Here is a 19814-nt window from a genome sequence, read left to right as displayed (position 1 = left end):
CGGTTTCTGCTCTTTTGTGTCTATTAGAGCGGTTCTATTGGACTGTGTTACGGGGTTTCCTCTCTTTTGTGTCCATTAGACTGGTTCTATTGGACAGTTTTACGCGGTTTCTGCTCTTTTGTGTCTATTAGAGCGGTTCTATTGGACTGTGTTACGGGGTTTCCTCTCTTTTGTGTCCATTAGACTGGTTCTATTGGACAGTTTTACGCGGTTTCTGCTCTTTTGTGTCTATTAGAGCGGTTCTATTAGACTGTCTACAGCTTTTCCGCTCTTTTGTGTCCATTAGACTTGTTCTATTGGACAGTTTTACGCGGTTTCTGCTCTTTTGTGTCTATTAGAGCGGTTCTATTAGACTGTCTACAGCGATTCCGCTCTTTTGTGTCCATTAGACTTGTTCTATGAGACAGTTTTACTCGGTTTCTACTCTTCTATGTCCATTAGAGCGGTTCTATTGGACAGTCTACAGCTTTTCCGCTCTTTTGTGTCCATTAGAACGGTTCTATTAGACAGGTCTAAGGCGTTTTCCCACTTCAGTGTCTATTAGAACTACGTAATCAGACTGGCTCAACGAAATTCTCCCTATACTATGTTTACGATTAGCCCATACTTAGCTCTTCATTAATCTACTATCTTTAGTCAGCTTTAGTTCACTCAATAATGTTGATCCGAGTATCAGTACTCCACCAATAATTTGCACTAACCCCATGTTTTCATGCAAAACAATGGCAGCCATTAGGACTGCTGATATAGGATCTATATAGCTAAAAACAGCGATTGTTTGTCCTTTAAGCTTTTTTATAGCAGCAAAATATAATAAATAAGCTATCCCGGTATGAAATACCCCGACAACTAATATTAACAATATAGTTTCTCCACTGATTCCTGTGTAATTCATTTCCTCTGTGAATAGTACATAAGGTAACAAAACAATAGTGGCAATTGTTAGCTGCATAATGGTCGTTTCAAAATCAGATAAATTTCGGATAAATTTATTTAATAATATGACGCTTGCATAGAAGGCTGCCGCCAAAAGTCCGTATCCTATACCTACTCCGTGATGAAATCCCACGTTAGAAGGAAGTGCTTGTGGCTGAACTATCAAAAAGAACCCTGTAAATGCAAGAAGGATACTGATAGCTTTAAGAGTTGTCCACCTTTCCTTTAGTAGAAATGGAGCTAGAGCCATAACAAAAATTGGAGCAAAATAATAGCTCAACGTGGCATTCGAGATGGTTGTGTATCGATATGCTTCAAAAAGAAAAATCCAATTAAATCCCATCGCTGTCCCAGAAAAAAGGAGCAACATCAAATTTTTCTTAGAGATTTGATTAAAATTTACCTTTTGTTTAAGAAACAAACTGGCAACAATCAAAAAAACACTCCCAATTGCTCCCCTAAACAATGCAAGTTCACTTGAGGATAGCTCAATATTCTTTACAAATAATCCAATACTTCCAAAAATTAACATAACAAATATAAATACTGCTTTTGCTTTCACGTAATTTCCCCCTACCATATTCGTTCATCCATTATCTCATAATTAGAATAAATTTAGCACATGCTAAGAAAAAGACAAGGGGGATATTTTCTATGGAAAAATCGAATGGAAACTTTACTGTAGCTGGTACTAATATCGATGAAGTTAAACGGAAAAATGCAAATTCGGGTTTGTCCTATAACGAGGTCAAGGAATTACTAGCTAGAACGACAGGTGGACATGGTACATCCATCTATAGTGACACAGATCCGGAGAAAATAAGAAAGCAAATAAACACGGATATCTCACAAAGGAAGGAATAACTATGGCAGAAAAGGACTTTGAAAAAATTTATAATGAATACCGAAACCAAAGTGAACAAAACGAAAATAAGAGCCAACAGGAAATTAGCGATAAAGAACAAATTACAGCGGTTAGAAAAAATGATGATGGAGATATCATTGCTTTTAAAACGAATACTGGTCGAGAGTTAGATTACGTGACAGCACTTGAAGAAGCCAAATTAGGTAACCTAGCACATGTCGATGTCTTTCATAAGTATGGACGCGATATTATTCGCAGTGAGCCAGATGGCATTAAGGAAAATAACTTAGATCAATTACCTGAATTTTAAAAGGAGCAACCATTAAGTTGGCTGCTCCTATATATCCATCCAAACGCGAATTTATTTTGGATTTAATTTCATATCAATATCAGAAATATCTACCTTTTCTCCGAACCAAGCATGTAGTTTTTCTTTTGCTTTCCTTTTGACTTCATCATCAACATAAGCAGCAACTTGGAGTAAAGCAGCAGTAAGTACTCCTAAGTCATCCACAAAACCTGCACCTAAAGCAACATCTGGGATAATATCAATCGGCAAAATAAAATATCCTAATGCTCCTAAAATAGTTGCTTTAACTTTTACAGGAAGCTCTGGCTTTTGCAACGTATAATATAGTATCAATACAACATAGATTACCGATGCTCCTGCTTTCTTTGCGAATCGTTGGATTTTCTTCCATAGTTTCTCTTCTGAATAATGTTCTACATGCTTTTCCAATTCTTCTTCCGACTGTAAAGATTCAATATCTATTTCTTCAATTTGTACTTCATCTAGTTTTATTTGTTCAGAGCTTAATTCATTGTTCTGATCCAATTCAACTCTATTTGACTTGTTTTTCTTGAATTTCTCAAACATTCGCATCACCTCATAGGTTGCTTAGATTTTATAAGGATGTCTTACCTAAATCATAATCTTTTCTATTCTCCCCGTAAAGTGATGAACTCAAAACTAGTCCCGATTAATAGCATTTTCTAAAAACAAATAACCTTCACCAACTTCCTGAGGAGTGAAGGTTATTTTATCATTTTTATCCTCTAACATTAAGTAAAATTTTCCCGGAGTGTTGCCTATTCTCAATTAACCTATGGGCTTCAGCAACCTTGTGCAATGGAAACTCGTCTCCAATTATAATATGTAATTCACCACTTACTAAAAAGCGAATAACCTGATCTGCTACCTCGTTTAATAAATATGGTCTCTTTTTTCTTGTATTTCCAAGGCTGAATCCCAAAACAGAGCGACAGCTAGAATGTATTTCATTTGTTTTGAATGTCCCCACTTCGCCACTTGAATTCCCAAAATGGACGAGCCGACCATATTCTGCGAGACAATCCATACTCTTTTCTGTCACTTTACCAGAAACAGAATCAAGGATGAGATCCACCCCATTGCCATTCGTGACGTCTAATACATTAGAAGTAAAGTCCTCATAGGTAAAAACCTCATCGGCACCTGCTTCAAAAGCAGTTTTTTTCCTTGCCTCACTACCAACTGTACCTATAACTTTACTAGCACCTAAAAGTTTTGCAATTTGAATAGCTGTAGTACCTACACCACCTGCTGCTGAATGAACTAGTACTGTTTCCCCTTTAGAAATTCTTCCAACATTTTGGACAAGCATGTACGAGAGAAAACTGACTATAGGGCTTGCTGCAGCAATATCTGTATCCATATTATCTGGAATAGGAAAAACAAGCTGTTCATTCGCAATGGCAAATTCTGCATAGGAGCCACTATGTGGGAAAGCAATCACTCTTTGGCCCTTTTTTATATTTTTCACATCTGGACCAACCTTTTCAACTATACCAACCAAATCGATGCCTAATATCAGTGGAAAATTCCCTTTAGATTTTTTCCCATTTCTATTCTTAATATCAGCAAAGTTAACACTAGTCTTCCACGTTTTTATTAAAACTTCCCCTGCATTAGGTTCAGGTATTGGAATTTCTAGATATTGTAATACCTCTGGACCACCGAACGCTTCTAATACAACTGCCTTCAAAGCAACCCCCTCCAAACATGCTTTACTATATTAAAAATCTATTACAGCAAAATAGTTTTCGCCATTAATTCAGCAAGTTATTGGCTTTTCATACAAAAAATTGTATAAATCAAGATGAAAGAAGTAATTTCTCTCCCCATCACTCTCCATAAACATCTTCCCTCGAATGAAACCCATCCGCTATAATTGTATCATCAATATTATCCTTGTTAACTTCAATCGGAGAAAGCAAGATAGATGGGACTTCAATTTTTCCGTTATTAATCTTTCTATTCGTTTTAATTGTTTCTCCATCTGCAAGCTTGAGGGCAAGATCTGCCGTTTCTTTCGCTAAAGAGCTAATAGGCTTATAGACAGTCATTGCCTGTTCACCTTGAACAATACGTTGAACTGCTGTAAGATCAGCATCTTGACCGGCTACTGGTATCTTGCCTGCAAGTCCCTTTTCTCTAAGTGCTCTAATAGCTCCCTCTGCAGTAGAATCATTAGCTGCAATAACGGCGTCTATCTCATTATGATTAGCCTCTAGTGCCGCTAACATGTTTTTATAGGCATTATCTGGATTCCAGTCCTCGGTCCATTGGTCATATACAACTGTTATATCTCCATTTTGTATGTAAGGCTGCAGTACTTTAAACACACCTTTTTTAATTAAATTGGCATTATTGTCTGTTATCGCCCCACCAATATATACATATTTTCCTGTTGGAACCAGGCTTGTAATTGCCTTGGCTTGCAATTCTCCTACCATTTCATTATCAAAGGAAACATATAAATCAACATTCGCATTTTTAATGAGCCGATCATAGGATATCACCTTGATTCCAGCTAAATGGGCTTTTTCTACGATTGCCGCAGCAGGCTCGGTGTTATAAGGAACGATGACTAATACATCCACCCCATTATGAATTAATGTCTCAACTTGTGCGATTTGCTTCGCTACATCTTCGTTTGCCACCATGATATCTATTTTGGCACCTAATTCCTCTACTTCCTTTTTAAAAAGCTCCCTATCCTTCAACCAACGCTCTTCCTCTAAGGTGTCCATCGAAAACCCAATGTGTATCGGTCCAGATTCAGCTCCCTCTTCTTCGAGTTCTAATGAAGGTTCAGGGGAGCTTTCCGATTCTGTTGGTTCAGCCTTTTCACAAGCTATTAACAAGAAAATGAATAAGACCATCAACATTATTTTCATACAATGAGGAATAAATCGTTTCAAGTTAATCCCCTCCCTCTAACCAATCCACAATTAGTCTTTCTTGCCCAGAACAGTTTTCTGATAATCGCTTGGCGAAATACGAACCATTTTCTTAAAAACCTTACTAAAATAATTTGGTTCATGATAACCAACCTCGATAGCAATTTCTTTTATACTGCGATTTGGATCTGCCATTAATTTCTTTGCCCTTTCTATACGACATTCTGTCAAAAAATCAATATAGTTAACCCCTATTTTCTCTTTGAAAATTTTACTAATATAAATAGGACTTAAACCCATCCTTTTCCCTAATGCCTCAAGTGATATATCCTCATGAGAGTGCTCGATAATGTATCGCTTAATCTGTTCCACATTATCCGCCTCAAGTCTTTGATAATACTCTGTATGTAATTGTTTCATCTGTCCTAGTAAGGACACTGTTTCACTCCGAAGCTGTCTATAGTCAAGTGTTCGATACGAGTACAGAGGTGTGTCGGAATCAATTCCTAATTCATTTAAAACTTTTGATACAGTCCACAATACCTCTAAAATTCTTTGCTGAGCTTGTAATGGGTTAATGCCATTGTTTTCAAAAAGGCGAATGACGTTTATTATCTTTACTTGAGCTTGTTCCCATTGACCAAACCTAATAAGATCAGGAAGTTCTTTTTGCAGTAATTTTACTTGGTCATTGGACTCATAATTATCTCCAGGAATATCTGGATAAAATTTATATTTTACAGGTGCTGCTATATCCAAGCATGATATTAATGCCTCTTGATAGGACTTTCGGACATCATCAAGGGATGGGTAGACTTTTCCAATGCCAATAAACCACCCGTCTTCATTTGGATTCTCTCTAACGGAGAGAATCTCACGAGCAAGCGAAGTAGCTTGAGAACGATAGGATATCCCATTAGTACGGAAGACAATAATGGGAAGCTGATTGCTATGTAAAGCTCCCACTAAGCTATAACCTGTCTGCCTAACTACCTCTTTAATTTTCGAATAATTATCCTCGGAACCTGCTGGGAGATGAATATTTATCACAAACATTTCAGCTTTTGTTTCAATACCTAAAATTTCTACTAACATATCAAGGTGGACTTCATGAACATGATCAAATAATAGCTGTGTAACTACATCTGTTTCGATTACGGACATCGTTTTTTGGAAAATTTGTTGCTGGCGTTTCGTAGAGATACGGGATTTTTGTTCTAGCATAATTTGCTTAATTACCTTACCGACAATGTCAATAATATCGTTTATCTTGCTCGGTTTAAGTAGATAGTCTGTTGCCCCAAGTTTAATCGCTTGGCGCATATACTCAAACGTATCATATGCCGTGACCATGATAAATTTCGTATCGGGATTGTCTTCCCTAATCTGTTCCATCGCCTCAAGCCCACTCATTCCTGGCATCTTAATATCCATTAAAATGAGATCAGGTTTCCTCTCTCTCGCTACATCAATGGCCAGTTTTCCATTTCTTGCTTCGATAATTGATAGACTTGGAAATGAACGACTTAAAATCGCCCTCATCCCTTCTCGCTCTACATGCTCATCATCAACGATTAGTACCCGCATCATTACTTCCCCCATTTTGCTTCGGTATATGTAGAACTATTTTTGTAAAACTTCCTACTATACTTTCCATCTTAATGACCTCATCGAACCCATAGTAAAGCCGTAGTCGTTCCACCACATTACGAAATCCAATCCCTGTGGATGTGCTGTCACCTGACTTCAACTTACTATTAAGTAATTGTTCCATTTTTTCCGCTTCCATCCCCATACCATTGTCCTCAATCTCGATTTTCACCTGTTCTCTATAATCCTTAATTCGAACCCAAATTGCACCGCCTTCCTCCTTTGGCTCTATACCATGGATGACAGCGTTCTCAATTAGTGGTTGCAGAATAAGTGTCGGAATGGGAACAGCTAGACATTCTTCATCTACGACAAGGTGAAAATGAAGTCTATCTGTTAATCTTGCTTTTTGAATTTCCATATACTGCTTTAAAACGATAACCTCTTCTCCAAGTGGAACAGTTCGATCCATTTGCTTTAGATTGTATCGAAGTAGCCCAGCAACATTAACAAGTAAATCACTTGTTTCGTGTGACCCTTCTAGATATGCCTTTTTGGATAACGTATTCAATGTATTAAATAAAAAGTGAGGGTTAATTTGGCTTTGCAAACTACGAAACTGGCTTTCTTGTAATAATATTCTATTATGCTGCAATTCCTGCTCAAGCTTAGCTTTCTGTTTTGTTTCCTGAAATAGCTTATTAATGTTTTTGCGCATATGATCAAATGTATTCGCCAGAAAAGCGATTTCATCCTTTGTATCGATTTTTACTTGTACATCAAATCTCCCTTTGGAAAGCTCATTTGCTGCCTTGGTTAACTGTAGGACCGGCTTTGTGATGCTCCGTGAAAACAAGTAGGAAAACACAAGTAATGAAAAAGCGATTAATATTAATAGCCAGATTCCTAGTTCCCTTAAATCCCGTGATTGTTCCATAATTCCAAGATAGAATTGATCATATGTTTCTAATTCCTTATCAATTAAGGTCAGAGTCATATCTGAAATATGATTCGAAATACTCGTCGCTTCTGCAAATTCTCTCGCAGACTCCTCTACCTCATTTTCCTCATAAAAGATAATGAAACGATTCGTTGTCTCAATGAAACTGTCAATTAAATGTATATAATTGGTTAACGTAAAATCATTTATTTCATTTCGAAGATGATTTACATTATTTTTTGCTTGCTGTACTTCTCGCTTACTAAGTTCAATTTGCTCTAAATTATCTAACGATGGGTGTAGCATATAATCGTTTAAATCATTAATAACCTGTTGGCTCGCATCTGTTACTTCATTCATACTTAAATATCGTTGAAGAATGTCATTGTATTGATTTAATGATTTATTATGATAATAAGTAAGTGTAATCCATATCGATGACATAATGACTAGGACAATCGTTGATACAGTCCATATTTTGTTCTGAATTTTGTTCATGGTGCATCAGTCGCCTTCATTATATGAATTTCAGTTAAATAGCCATCAGAGTCAAGTGGAATAGTCTCTCCCTTAAGCCAATCTGTCATTAACTCCACACTTTTTCTTCCCATGATTTCAGGGGATTGTCTTAAAACACCATCAATCATTCTCTTTTCCAGTAACGGAATGGCTTCTGGTCCATCATCAAATGTATAAATATAAAAGGGAGATACTTGATAACGCTTACCTATTTCTTGAACCATAGCACCGATAGTATTTGCATTTACTGCAATAAATGCATCCGCATCAGTCACTTTATTTAAAATATCTTGTGTAGAAGTGATAACTTCATCCCGTTTATTCGAAGTTTTCGCATGCTCAATGAGGATATTAGAATATTGCTTTAATAAATCCTCCATTCCAGCTAAACGCTGCTCTTGGTAATACTCCAATTCATCGTTGAACATAATTACTACCTTGCCAGCTGTTCCCATATCGGTGATGAGCTGTTCGGCAATCATTCGCCCCGCCTTATATTGGTCAGAGCCCACATAAGTTCTTCTCAAGCTCTCAGCCATGGGAACATCATTAGCAATCGTGATAATTGGAATACCATAAAACGATGCCTTCACCTTAGTAAGCTCTTTAAACTCCTTAGAGTCTAACCCTTGTACAATAATTCCATCCACCTTGGACTGAATAGCAACCTCTAAATTAGTTAAGAAATCCTCTCGGTGACTACCGTAATTCCCCCATATCTCAAGGCTTACTCCAAGCTTTTTTGCCTCATCCAACGCAGCTCTGCCAACAGCATCCCAAAAAGGTGTATCTATATCCTGCGTAATCAAAACAAGACGATATTCGGATTGCTGTTGATCAATTGCCTCAGGAAGCTCCCAATCGGATTGAAAGACACTTAAAGCAGATACGGAGGTAAAATAACATAAAATGATATATAGAATGATTAACAAAAAAATGCTTAATTTTCTCAAGAAGTTTTATCCCCTTCCTACTTTTCAGGCAAGCTATCAACTGAATGAAGCTTCATTTTTTCTCACTATTATCATACCATCAAACCGTACATCTTCCATACTGCAAAAATTCAGAACTATACCAAAAAAGAAGAAGCTATAATTAGCTCTTCTTTTTTCATAGAACTAGTATTCTATTTTCCTCGTTTTCTAGTCATGACATCAAAGATAACAGCTAGTGCTAATACACCACCACGAATCATGTATTGATAAGAAATCCCGACCCCAAGCAAGTTCATACCATTCGTCAGTGAAGCCATAACAACTGCACCAACAATTGCTCCAGTTACTTTTCCGACTCCACCTGCAGAGGAAACACCACCAACATAAGCTGCTGCAATTGCATCTAACTCAAATAACGTACCTGCAGTAGTTGTTGCTGACTGTAAACGAGACGTAAACAGGATTCCAGATAATGCAGATAACAGTCCCATTGAACCAAATACGAGTAATGTAATCCTGCCGACATTAATTCCACTTAGATGTGCAGCCTCTGGGTTACTTCCTACAGCATAAATATGTCTACCGATAACGGTTTTCGTCGTGATGAAATGATAGATTAATACAACAAGAAGGATAATAACGATTGTCCAGGATAATCCATGATGACCGGCAAGAATCCAAGTGATATAACCAATAATTGCTGACACAAAAACCAATTGTAAAATAAAGATTGGTGTAGATACTACCTCAAAATTATATCTCAGCATTTTTCTACGCTTGGACAGAGCACCATAAATATATAAGATAATCCCTAGTACACCTACTAGCAAGGATAGTAAATGTAATCCACCAATTTGCGTAATTGAGGGAATATATCCATTCCCAATAGCATTAAATGCATCATTTTGAATGATGATTGTACCTGACCCTTCTGTAACACGTAGTAACGCACCTCTAAAAATCAGCCATCCAGCAAGTGTTGCAACAAATGAAGGAATTCCTACTTTTGCTACTAAAGTTCCAGTTGTTAACCCAATTAGTAACCCGATTAATAGAATAATTGGTATGACCACATATACTGGTAATCCAACCTTCATCAGTAGAATTGCAGATATGGCACCAAGAAAACCAGCTAGGAACCCAATTGATAAGTCTATGTGACGAATCACGATAACTATCATTACCCCTACCGCTAGGACCGCAATATACCCTGCAGAATCTAGCAGATTACTTATATTTCTTGATGACATAAAAAGACCATCCGTTAATATCGTGAATGTCAGCATGATAACGAATAAGGCAATATACATACCGTAGTCACGAACATTATTCTTCAGTAACTCTTTTAATTCTGTTATAAAACCCATAGACCCCACTCCCTATTGCGTAGCAAGTTGCATAATTTTTTCTTGACTTGCCTCTTCACTTGATAACTCACCTTTTATCTCACCATCAGCCATAACATAAATTCGATCACTCATCCCTAAAACTTCTCCAAGCTCAGAGGAAATCATAATGATGCTCATGCCTTCTTCAATTAGACTATTCATAATCGTATAGATTTCAAATTTCGCTCCTACATCAATTCCTCTTGTTGGCTCATCTAAGATGAGTAGCTTTGGTTTTACAAATAACCATTTCCCAAGGGAAACCTTTTGCTGATTACCACCACTCAAGTTTCCAACTAATTGTTCAATCGAAGAAGCTTTAATCGTTAGATCCTTTTTATATGCTTCTGCAACTTTAATCTCTTCATTTTCATTAATAACACCACTTGTGGAAATTTCATGTAGATTAGCAACTGAAATATTCTTTAAAATATCCTGTGTTAAAAATAACCCATCACCCTTACGATCCTCTGTTACATAAGCAATTCCAGCTTTTATTGCATCACTCGTATGTTTGAAGCTTCTCGTTTTCCCGTCTACTTTTAAGTCGCCCTTCAATTTATAGGACTTAGGGTTACCAAAAATACTCTGAGCAAGCTCTGTTCGTCCTGCACCCATTAACCCTGCGATACCTACTATCTCACCTTGTCTTACGCGAAAATGAACATCCCTTAGAATTTGCTTACCTAATTGAGAATCATAAGCAGACCAATTATTAACCTCGAGTATGGTATCACCAAAAGCCTTCTTCTCACGCTTTGGATAAATGTCAGTAATTTCACGCCCAACCATGTGCTTGATAATAATGTTTTCGTTAATTTCTCCCTTTGCAGCATCTAATGTGCAAATGGTATTCCCATCGCGAAGAACCGTAACACTATCAGCAATCGCAATAACTTCCTTTAGTTTGTGAGAAATCATGATACTCGTAATTCCTTGCTTCTTAATCTCCTTTAAAAGCGCTAGTAAATTTTCACTATCATCTTCATTCAATGCCGCTGTCGGTTCATCCAAAATTAATAGCTTAACATCCTTGCTAAGTGCCTTTGCAATCTCGATTAATTGCTGTTTACCAACTCCAAGGTCCTTTACAAGTGTTTCAGGATTAACCCGCAGATTAACCTTCTCAAGCATTTTCTTCGATTCTACAATCGTTTGGTTCCAATCTACAATTCCTCGATGCTGTACTTCATTACCAACGAATAGATTTTCATATACGGAAAGGTCAGGAAATAATGCTAGCTCTTGATAAATTATCGCGATTCCTGCATTTACACTATCATTGATCTTAGAGAATTTTTGAACTTCTCCTTCATAGATAATGTTCCCATCGTACGTTCCATAGGGATAGACTCCACTTAATACCTTCATTAACGTCGATTTACCTGCACCGTTTTCACCAACTAAACAATGAATTTCTCCCTTTTTCACTTTAAAGTTAACATTGTTCAGTGCTTTAACGCCGGTAAATTGCTTCGTTATTTGATCCATTTCCAAAATGTATTCACTCATCGTTCCCACCCTTTGACAAAACAAGTTAGAATGGTGAAATAGTAATAGGATTTCCTATTACTATTTCACGCTTGTATCCCTTATTCTAATCCTGTAAATTCGCTTGCTTCGTAATAACCAGAATCAATGAGTTCTGCTTTTACATTTTCTTTATTTACCACAATAACGTCTGTTTGTTTTGCTTTAACATCCACTGAACCATTATTGTAAGAACCAGTTGTTTCAGGTGTATTACCTTCTAGAACTTCAATTGCCATCTTCATCGCATCACTTACTAATGTACGTACATCCTTGAACACTGTCATTGTTTGCTTGCCATCGATAATATATTGAATAGATGCCTTCTCTGCATCCTGTCCTGTTACAACATAACTAGTAATCGCCGGATCAGAACCAAATACGTCGGCAATTGCACGAGCTGTTCCATCATTTGGTGCAAGAATTGCAACATCACCCTTTAAGTCGTCACCCACTGCTGTTAAATGTGTTTCAGCTTTGTTCTTCGATTCGTTTGGATCCCAATTCGTTGTAACCTGTCCAAGAATGGCACTCATTTCATCACGAGTTAATTCTGCTTTATCCTTTAATGCTTCTGCCTCACTAGAGTTTGCAATGACAAAGGTACCATCAGCAATCTTCGGCTGAAGTACACTCCATGCTCCCTCAAAGAATAAGAATGCATTGTTATCAGAGGATGCACCAGCATACAGATAAAGCGGAACCCCTGAACCACTAGCGTTATCGATTAAGTATTGACCTTGTGCCTTTCCAACAGCAACACTATCAAATGTTACATAATAATCAATTGCATCTGTGTCAGTAATTAAGCGGTCATAAGAGATAACAGTTATTCCTTCTTTTTTCGCTTCTTCTACGGCAGCACCTGCTGCAGCCCCATCATGTGGAGCAATAATTAGAACTTCAATACCTTTACTAATTAACGTCTCAACGTTTTCCTTTTCCTTTGCGGAAGAACCTTGGCTAAATAAGATTTCCGTTGTGTACTCAGAATCCTTCAAAGCAGCCTTAAATCTCTCTTCATCTTGAACCCATCTAGGCTCGTCTTTTGTAGGAAGGACAATACCTACACTAATTTTGCCACCTTTACCACCACTCTCACTGCCACATGCAGCAAGAACTACCATTAACATTAAAGCCATAAGCCCAATAGTTAGCGCTTTCAAATTCTTTTTCATGCTTTCCTTCTCCCCTTCTTTTGTAGTTCTTTTTGTCTACAAGTCACATTATATCGAGATATGCTTGGGTTGAAAGCGTTAACATGTGGTAATTTTTTAGTATTGTCTGTAATTTTTTAAGGTGGGATTAGGAAAAACTGGAAGATCTAACGTTAGAATAATGGAAAGTTCATAAATGCAATGAAAAAAATTTAGATATTTGAGGACTCTATCCTTTATTCGGTCATCGATTATAAAAGAGGATATATTCATTAAACAGTTTGATTTATTTTTTACTCTTGTGTATAAATAAAAAAACTCAATAAGCAAAAGCTCTAGCTTATACTTATTGAGGCAACGCTTTATTCAATGTATGTATTATTTGACTCTTCAGTGTCATAGTGGTTATTTCACAATATCTCAATTATTAAATTAAAACCAGAAAATATTTTCTTTAATCTTTACCCCATCAGCCTCTGTCAGTTTTTTTAGTAAAAGTAATCTGATACTTGTGTTATAATCTGATGTTTTTTCGGCAATAACTGCATCACTTTGTAACTGGTTAAGAGTATCTACAATATCTGCTGGGTATTCAAGAATAAAATCGATTTCTTGATTGCCTTTTGTAAATATCTCATAACTTTCTGTGTCAAAATCATTTAAAGACAAGCAGAGCTGTGACATTATTTTTTACGCAAGGAAAAAATTCACCTTTTTTACTGATAAAAGGAAATGATAGGATTTATCAAAAAGGAGCATTCCCATATGAGAATGCCCCCCCTAAACCTTCTGTATTTACAAATTAAAGAACTGGGTTTCGTTTCTCAAATATCACTGTCCCCATAAATCAGATCAGCTGTATTTTTAAATTCGTCTTTACCAAATATTGATAAAAATCTATTTTCTTCCTTTCCTGAACTAATAAAAATAACTGTCGGAGTGCCTTCAATATTGAACCCCTCCATTAGTAGGTTTTTATTTTTGTCTGCATTTATGTCTACTGCAAAAATATCCTTTCCTGTTGTCTGAATGTAATCATTTATAATTGGGTTTACTTGTTTGCATGGAGCGCAGTTTTCTTGATAGAAATAAGCAATAAAAGTTTCCTGTTCTTCCTTCATTTTCTTTATTTGATCTGAGGATACTTTTTTATATAAAGCCGGTTCACTTCCCACTAAATTACTAACAGAAATGTATCCAATAATTACCATAGTTACCACTGCAGAAACAAATACTATAAGTTTCTTCACAAAATCACTCCATTCAAAAAGAATTAATAAGTTTTTGTTTAATATCTCCATCCTCTTGGGGATTGATGGTGGAAGTTTTTCCATTATTTAAGGCGTAAATTTTATCACACGCTGTTGCTAAATCTAGGTCATGGGTTATAAAAATAACAATCATTGGAGCCTCACGTAATAATTGTTTTATTTGATTCCTTTTTACAAAATCTAAACCATTAGTTATTTCATCTAAAATTAAAACATCAGGCGAAGATAGTATATAGCGAGTTATATTTAACATTTGTTGTTGTCCCATTGATAACTGAACACCTTTAGATCCAATTACTGTGTTATAACCTTCTGGCATAGAATTAACTACCTCTTCGAATCCTACTAATCTTGATACCTCTTTGACAACCTCAAAATCTATATCTCTATGAAGTAATATATTGTTTAGAATTGTATCATTAAATATTTGAATGTCTTGAGGAATATACAAGACCTTCTTTAATAAAGACGCTTGGTTTATATTACTAATACTTATATCATTAAATAAAATATCTCCCTTTTCTGGTTCGTAATAGCCTGCTAGTAATTTTGCTATTGTTGATTTACCTGAACCACTTCCTCCAATTAGTGCGATTTTTTCACCTTGCTTAACTTCAATATTTAGGTTGTTTAACACATAATTATTGGGGGTAAAAGAAAAATATAAATTTTGAATTACTATTTTCTCTATTTTATTTTCTATTTCAATTCCTTGATCAGGTTTTTTTTGTACAGAATTAACTATATCTTCATATCTAAGAGTAGCTACTCTTCCTTGTTCTAACGTTGCTTGTAAAGTGGTTAAATTAACAAAAGGGTTGAAAACATTAGAAACCAAGGAGTTGAACATTAATAACATACCAGAGGATAAATCATCATTTATAACTAAATAGGAACCAAAAGCAAAAAAACAGACATTAAAAAAATTCACCACAGACACCTTGATTAGGTTTTGAAAATTATCGAATGATATAAATTTTTCTCTTATAGCGTATACTTCATCCAATCTTTTGATTACCTTATCTTTCATTTGGTTGGTAATGTTATAATTTTTAATACTTTCAGTGTTATCCACCGTTTCTATAAGTTCCGTGTTAAGGTACTCTTGTTTTTCAAATAAGTTATAGCTCAGATTTTCATATCGTTCCCTTGAGAAAAATAGTAGTAAAAAGAAAGTAATTATAGGGATAAAGGTTAGCAAGGATAAATATACATTCATTCTAAATAAAATAATAAAAGTAACAATTATTGCTAAAGTGTCCAAGGGTAAGGTTTGTATAAAAAATAAATATCTAGTTCTTATGTCACTAATATTACTAAATCTAGTTATTAATTCTCCGCTTTCAAATTGTTCCGTGAATGTATAATCCTGTGCAAAGTATTTTGAAACTAACTTTTCTACTAAGTTTTTGTCTATGGAATTATTTGTTTTTACATTGATTACAGAATTAATGTATTTTAAAAAAAACTGAATAGTTACAGCCAAAAGATATATTACTGTGACCCCAACAATAAGTCCAACTGCTTCATTTGGTATAATTAAATCAAAATACGTAGAGAACATTCCAGCTAGGTAAATAGTGAGTAAATATACAATACCCGACAATATCCAGGATGTTATAATATATTTTTTAATTGTAAATAAACTCTTAATAATAGTGTTGCTTTGTTTGGTTTCAGTAATTGAGTATGATGTTAGTTTTTGGCTATCAATCAACTTTTCAACTTCAAGTACAAATGGAACCCAGTTAGACAAAAATCTATTTATTTTCATCCTCTTTATCTGATTTTTTGAAGGATCTCCTATATAAACATGATTTTTAGTAGCCTTAAATAGGGTTATAAAATGGTTATTGCTTCCTTTGATTTGGGTAATACATGGATATTTTAATTCTTGAAACGTTTCTTTAGAGGAAACACATTTTGATACATTTGTTTCCACCCCCAGTTTTTGGAGACCACGTTTTATTCCTAAAAAAGTAGTACCATTTTTGTTAGTAGACAATATTACTTTTAATTGAGATAGTGTCATTTCTATATCCCATGAATATTTAATGAGCATAGATACGGCTGCAGGCCCACAATCGTTTTCTTCAAGTTGTTTTGTGAAATATTTTTTTTTCATTTTCCTCTCCAATTTGTAGTAAATATTTTTGTAATGCATCATATAGTTCCATATAATTTTCTTGATATTCTCCATATTGTGCATCTTCTAGCTTTTTTAGAATGTTAAAACAGCTGTTATAATCTCTTATATTAAAGAAAAGTTGAGACAAGAGATAATCAAGATGGAACCCATTTGAATTTAAACTACCGTAATCTAGTCCTTTATTAGTTTGTTTATAATCTATAATTTGTTGTATAAATTGATGATATGCGTACTCAAAAATAATGAGTTGGATGAATATATCCCAATATAAAGTATCAGTCATATTAGGTGCCAATTTCTTTAGATCTTCTAAATAATACTTTGCGTTTTCAATATCTCCAGCACTTAGATAATGTGCTATTAAGTCGCTTAGTGCTCTTAATTTATATTCTTCGTAAAAAGGGGCTTGTCCACATAATGTTATTACCTTTAAAAGTGAGTCTCTATAAAAATTTTCCTCTAGTACACCTTTCCCATCCCTACAAAGTAGATAATACCATTTAGGATTCAATGGTTCTTTATCAATCATAGTGTAAAGTAAGGAAGTATTACGTTCTTGTTTTTGTTTAGCTGAGGATACAGATTTCATATACCCATCATGATGTAAAATAACATCATCAAAAGCTAAAAAATTTAATTCTGACTTGTTGATATGTCGAGGTTCTTCATGGACCATTCCGAAGTAAAAAACGGAATCATTATTAGGTATAATTCTTCTAACAGTTTGCACAACGTGCCCGCCTGAATTAACAATAGCGGGGCAACAAACTACTGTTGTATTTAATGTATCTACAATAGAAAGATGAGATTTTAAATTCTCAAATGACCCCTTTTCAATAGTTTCATCAGCATCAATAAATACTATCCAATCTTTTGTAGCTTGAGATATTCCAAGATTCCTTATTTCAGCAAAATCATTATTCCAACTTGTTTCAATGATTGAGTATTTATTGGTCATACTAAAATTGTTTAGAATATTTAATGTGTCATCAGCTGATCCAGTATCAATTACAATAACCTCATCATTAATTCCAATATTATTTTTTATTGCATTTAAACATCTTGCTATACACCTTTGTTCGTCTTTACACATTATTATCACTGATAGACTTGGCTCTTTAAGTAATAGGTTGTCAAAAGAGTTTAATTCTAGATGTCTAATATTTTCACTTATGTTAGGCGAGTATAGCTTTAAGTGTTCAAAAAATTTTTTTGCTGTCTTAGTATTTTTTGGCATACCCTTCATATCTCCTTATTTCTTCAAAATATAAATCTAAACTTGTATTATAGTAATCTACTATTTTAACTAAGATACTTACTGGAACCTCCCTTTCAGATCTTTTGTACTTCGAATACAAAGATTGATTGCACTATAATATTGATGATGTTTCTGCATGTGACAAATTATCCTATTCTCTCAATTCCTTTACAAAAATACATCCCCCATTCCTCATATTATAATTAGTAGAAATAGTTCAAAAATTGTTAACATTTTTATTGTTCGATGTTATAATTATATCATCAATGGTGAATATTTAAAATAGAGTTAATAATTTTAAAATTATAATTAAGAGGAGGCTTATTGTATGTCAAAACTAAAGACTGTATTGACAGAAGAAGAAATTAATACGTATACAAAAGAAGGAAAAGGGTTATGGGATCCAGGAGGTGCTCTATGGTGTAGTTACTATATGGCCTTGTGTAGCACCGGATATGACTGTGGAACTTGTGGCTGGATATTTAAGCAATGTGGTGCTGGTGGAGGAGGTGGTGGAGGTGGTTGCGGCACTTGCGTATGCCGATAATGCAGGGTGAATATAGTAAATAGTTCTTTTGCTAACTAAACCTAATTCACCATTGTAATTAAATATTATAGGGCTGCATCAAAAAGTACAAAATTGGAATTCTTATTGATGACAGCCTTTTTGTTTTAGCTATTATAAAGCGTTTTTTCTTAGGAATCTTCTTATTAAAACAGAAAGATTACTAGTGTTTCCCTCCTTGTAGGCAGTATTCAGTATGGACTTAGAAGTTACGTCTGTCCTGAATCAGGTTGTCACATAATGGCAAGAGATACTATGCTCTAGTGAAAAAGGATGCAGGGGAGTGAGTTACGATGAAAAAACTTGAATCGGTGTTGTTTCCTGGTGAGTACATAAAGACGAAGATAGCAGGGACCTTTGAAGTAAAAGAGAAAACAGGCATAGAATATAAATTTGGGGAGTTCCTTGCAACTAACAAAAGACTTATTTGGTACACAAAATACCCTTTTGCCCACGAAGAAGTAGAAATTCATAATTATAGCGAAATATCAAGGGTAGATATTGATTATTCTTTTTTTACATTTAATAGCGGTGTATCAATGAAGATTAAATGGGCAAGTCATGGAGATAGGCAATTCTTTTTTGAAAATCTGAATGAATTAATTCATTAGAATATTACGTTTGTTGCACATGAAAAATAAGCAAGATGTTCTTAACTTTTATAGCAGCAATTAAAGACAAGGAAGGGTATCCAAACCAATCTTGTGATAAACCCCAATTATCGTTTTGAAATTGTTTTTAGACACGCAACGGAATTTATTTTTTGTTCCTGCGAAATAGGAGGCGACACAGGTACTCTGTTTTTGTCATTGAACACTCAGATGGATGTCGCCTCAGCCAATTACACTGTAGACTGGGAGGACTTTTGTTAAAAAACTAAATCAAAAAGAGCAACTTCGTCCAACCTTCCGTTACAAAATTATTATTAGAAAAAGTGTTTACAGTATATTAAGCAACCAATTAGAGTTACAAATGAGCTCATAGCGTTTCTTTTTATTATATTATTCCATTCGATTGATTAATAATCTAATTGACGTAAATACAGAAGAAGACTGTCCTCTTGATTTTTAAGTGTATACTTACGGATTTTACTGTCTATCCTTTTTTGTTGTTTACTATCTTTGCTAAGCCAGTTTATGAAATGAAAAAAGGGACTGGATAATAAGTTCGCTGTACCACGAAAACCTAATTCAAACCCCATTTGTTCTTTTTCAGTTAAGGATAATTGCGTATTTTTCAAGAATTCTTCCTTGAAATGCTTCGGAATTAATATATATGGCTCTTTTTTCTCTAATGCAGAAAGTAACTCTTCAGCATTACCAGCAACAAAGTGATTATTCGATCCATCTGCCTTCATTTTTTATTCCTCCTTCTATTAAATAATTATATTCATATTTTTTAGTCAATTCAAGTAAAGGTATAAAATACCTTTCTCCTTGGTGGGGTAAATAACCAATTCTAAATGCACAATATATACTATTATAATATT

General features: G+C 34.9%; 19 protein-coding genes. 4 read left to right on the top strand and 15 right to left on the bottom strand.

Annotation, left to right across the window (positions count from 1 at the left end; translation table 11 throughout):
* Nucleotides 1–607: 607 nt before the first annotated feature.
* Nucleotides 608–1498, bottom strand: a complete 891-nt coding sequence (locus tag HNR27_RS04635) for a DMT family transporter (protein WP_429338922.1) — start codon at nt 1496–1498, stop codon at nt 608–610.
* Nucleotides 1499–1590: 92 nt separating this feature from the next.
* On the opposite strand from HNR27_RS04635, the gene HNR27_RS04630 reads away from it, so the two are divergent.
* Together HNR27_RS04630 and HNR27_RS04625 are read left to right on the top strand one after the other, a co-directional pair.
* Complete coding sequence (locus HNR27_RS04630) at nt 1591–1800, top strand: gamma-type small acid-soluble spore protein (RefSeq protein WP_429338921.1); 210 nt, start codon at nt 1591–1593, stop codon at nt 1798–1800.
* A gap of 2 nt (nt 1801–1802) precedes the next feature.
* The gene (locus HNR27_RS04625; protein WP_429338920.1) at nt 1803–2111 is read left to right on the top strand and encodes a DUF3892 domain-containing protein; all 309 of its coding nucleotides are present in this window, start codon (nt 1803–1805) and stop codon (nt 2109–2111) included.
* Nucleotides 2112–2162: 51 nt separating this feature from the next.
* Here HNR27_RS04625 and HNR27_RS04620 read toward each other — a convergent pair whose 3' ends face one another.
* The 13 genes from HNR27_RS04620 to HNR27_RS04560 form a co-directional block, all read right to left on the bottom strand.
* Nucleotides 2163–2678 (bottom strand): YkvA family protein, encoded by a 516-nt coding sequence (locus HNR27_RS04620; protein WP_429338919.1) that lies wholly within the window; start codon nt 2676–2678, stop codon nt 2163–2165.
* 172 nt (nt 2679–2850) lie between these two features.
* Entirely contained in the window at nt 2851–3825 is a 975-nt protein-coding gene (locus tag HNR27_RS04615) for a quinone oxidoreductase family protein (RefSeq protein ID WP_429338918.1), read from the bottom strand.
* Nucleotides 3826–3964: 139 nt separating this feature from the next.
* Nucleotides 3965–5044: a sugar ABC transporter substrate-binding protein gene (locus HNR27_RS04610; RefSeq protein WP_429338917.1), complete on the bottom strand. Its 1080-nt coding sequence runs from the start codon at nt 5042–5044 to the stop codon at nt 3965–3967.
* A 30-nt stretch (nt 5045–5074) separates the two neighbouring features.
* Complete coding sequence (locus HNR27_RS04605; protein WP_429338916.1) at nt 5075–6613, bottom strand: response regulator; 1539 nt, start codon at nt 6611–6613, stop codon at nt 5075–5077.
* Nucleotides 6591–8051: a sensor histidine kinase gene (locus HNR27_RS04600; RefSeq protein ID WP_429338915.1), complete on the bottom strand. Its 1461-nt coding sequence runs from the start codon at nt 8049–8051 to the stop codon at nt 6591–6593. Before HNR27_RS04600 ends, HNR27_RS04605 begins: the two co-directional genes overlap by 23 nt.
* On the bottom strand, nt 8048–9025 hold the full coding sequence (locus HNR27_RS04595; RefSeq protein ID WP_429338914.1) for a sugar ABC transporter substrate-binding protein: 978 nt from the start codon (nt 9023–9025) through the stop codon (nt 8048–8050). Before HNR27_RS04595 ends, HNR27_RS04600 begins: the two co-directional genes overlap by 4 nt.
* A gap of 173 nt (nt 9026–9198) precedes the next feature.
* A complete protein-coding gene (locus tag HNR27_RS04590) occupies nt 9199–10374 on the bottom strand; it encodes a sugar ABC transporter permease (protein WP_212919066.1) in 1176 nt (391 codons plus the stop codon).
* A 12-nt stretch (nt 10375–10386) separates the two neighbouring features.
* Nucleotides 10387–11907: a sugar ABC transporter ATP-binding protein gene (locus HNR27_RS04585; RefSeq protein ID WP_212919065.1), complete on the bottom strand. Its 1521-nt coding sequence runs from the start codon at nt 11905–11907 to the stop codon at nt 10387–10389.
* Between the two features lie 80 nt (nt 11908–11987).
* Nucleotides 11988–13103: a sugar ABC transporter substrate-binding protein gene (locus tag HNR27_RS04580; protein ID WP_212919064.1), complete on the bottom strand. Its 1116-nt coding sequence runs from the start codon at nt 13101–13103 to the stop codon at nt 11988–11990.
* 411 nt (nt 13104–13514) lie between these two features.
* Nucleotides 13515–13766, bottom strand: coding sequence for a hypothetical protein (locus HNR27_RS04575; protein WP_212919063.1), 252 nt, complete (start codon nt 13764–13766; stop codon nt 13515–13517).
* A 140-nt stretch (nt 13767–13906) separates the two neighbouring features.
* The gene (locus tag HNR27_RS04570) at nt 13907–14332 is read right to left on the bottom strand and encodes a thioredoxin family protein (protein WP_212919062.1); all 426 of its coding nucleotides are present in this window, start codon (nt 14330–14332) and stop codon (nt 13907–13909) included.
* 13 nt (nt 14333–14345) lie between these two features.
* Nucleotides 14346–16478 (bottom strand): peptidase domain-containing ABC transporter, encoded by a 2133-nt coding sequence (locus tag HNR27_RS04565; protein ID WP_212919061.1) that lies wholly within the window; start codon nt 16476–16478, stop codon nt 14346–14348.
* Nucleotides 16447–17739 carry a glycosyltransferase gene (locus HNR27_RS04560; RefSeq protein WP_212919060.1) on the bottom strand — a complete coding sequence of 431 codons (1293 nt, stop codon included), beginning with the start codon at nt 17737–17739 and terminating at the stop codon, nt 16447–16449. The genes HNR27_RS04565 and HNR27_RS04560 overlap by 32 nt, the downstream gene beginning before the upstream one ends.
* Before the next feature lie 349 nt (nt 17740–18088).
* On the opposite strand from HNR27_RS04560, the gene gccF reads away from it, so the two are divergent.
* Nucleotides 18089–18307: a glycocin F family RiPP peptide gene (gene gccF, locus HNR27_RS04555; RefSeq protein WP_212919059.1), complete on the top strand. Its 219-nt coding sequence runs from the start codon at nt 18089–18091 to the stop codon at nt 18305–18307.
* A 311-nt stretch (nt 18308–18618) separates the two neighbouring features.
* Nucleotides 18619–18936: a PH domain-containing protein gene (locus HNR27_RS04550; protein WP_212919058.1), complete on the top strand. Its 318-nt coding sequence runs from the start codon at nt 18619–18621 to the stop codon at nt 18934–18936.
* Nucleotides 18937–19343: 407 nt separating this feature from the next.
* On the opposite strand, the gene HNR27_RS04545 is transcribed toward HNR27_RS04550, so the two are convergent.
* Nucleotides 19344–19682, bottom strand: coding sequence for a hypothetical protein (locus HNR27_RS04545; RefSeq protein WP_212919057.1), 339 nt, complete (start codon nt 19680–19682; stop codon nt 19344–19346).
* Between the last annotated feature and the right edge of the window lie 132 nt (nt 19683–19814).

The organism is Ornithinibacillus bavariensis (genome assembly GCF_050433565.1).
Taxonomy (GTDB): domain Bacteria; phylum Bacillota; class Bacilli; order Bacillales; family Amphibacillaceae; genus Ornithinibacillus; species Ornithinibacillus bavariensis.
Note: the sequence above shows the minus strand (reverse complement) of the source record. Positions and strands in the feature narration are given on the sequence as shown.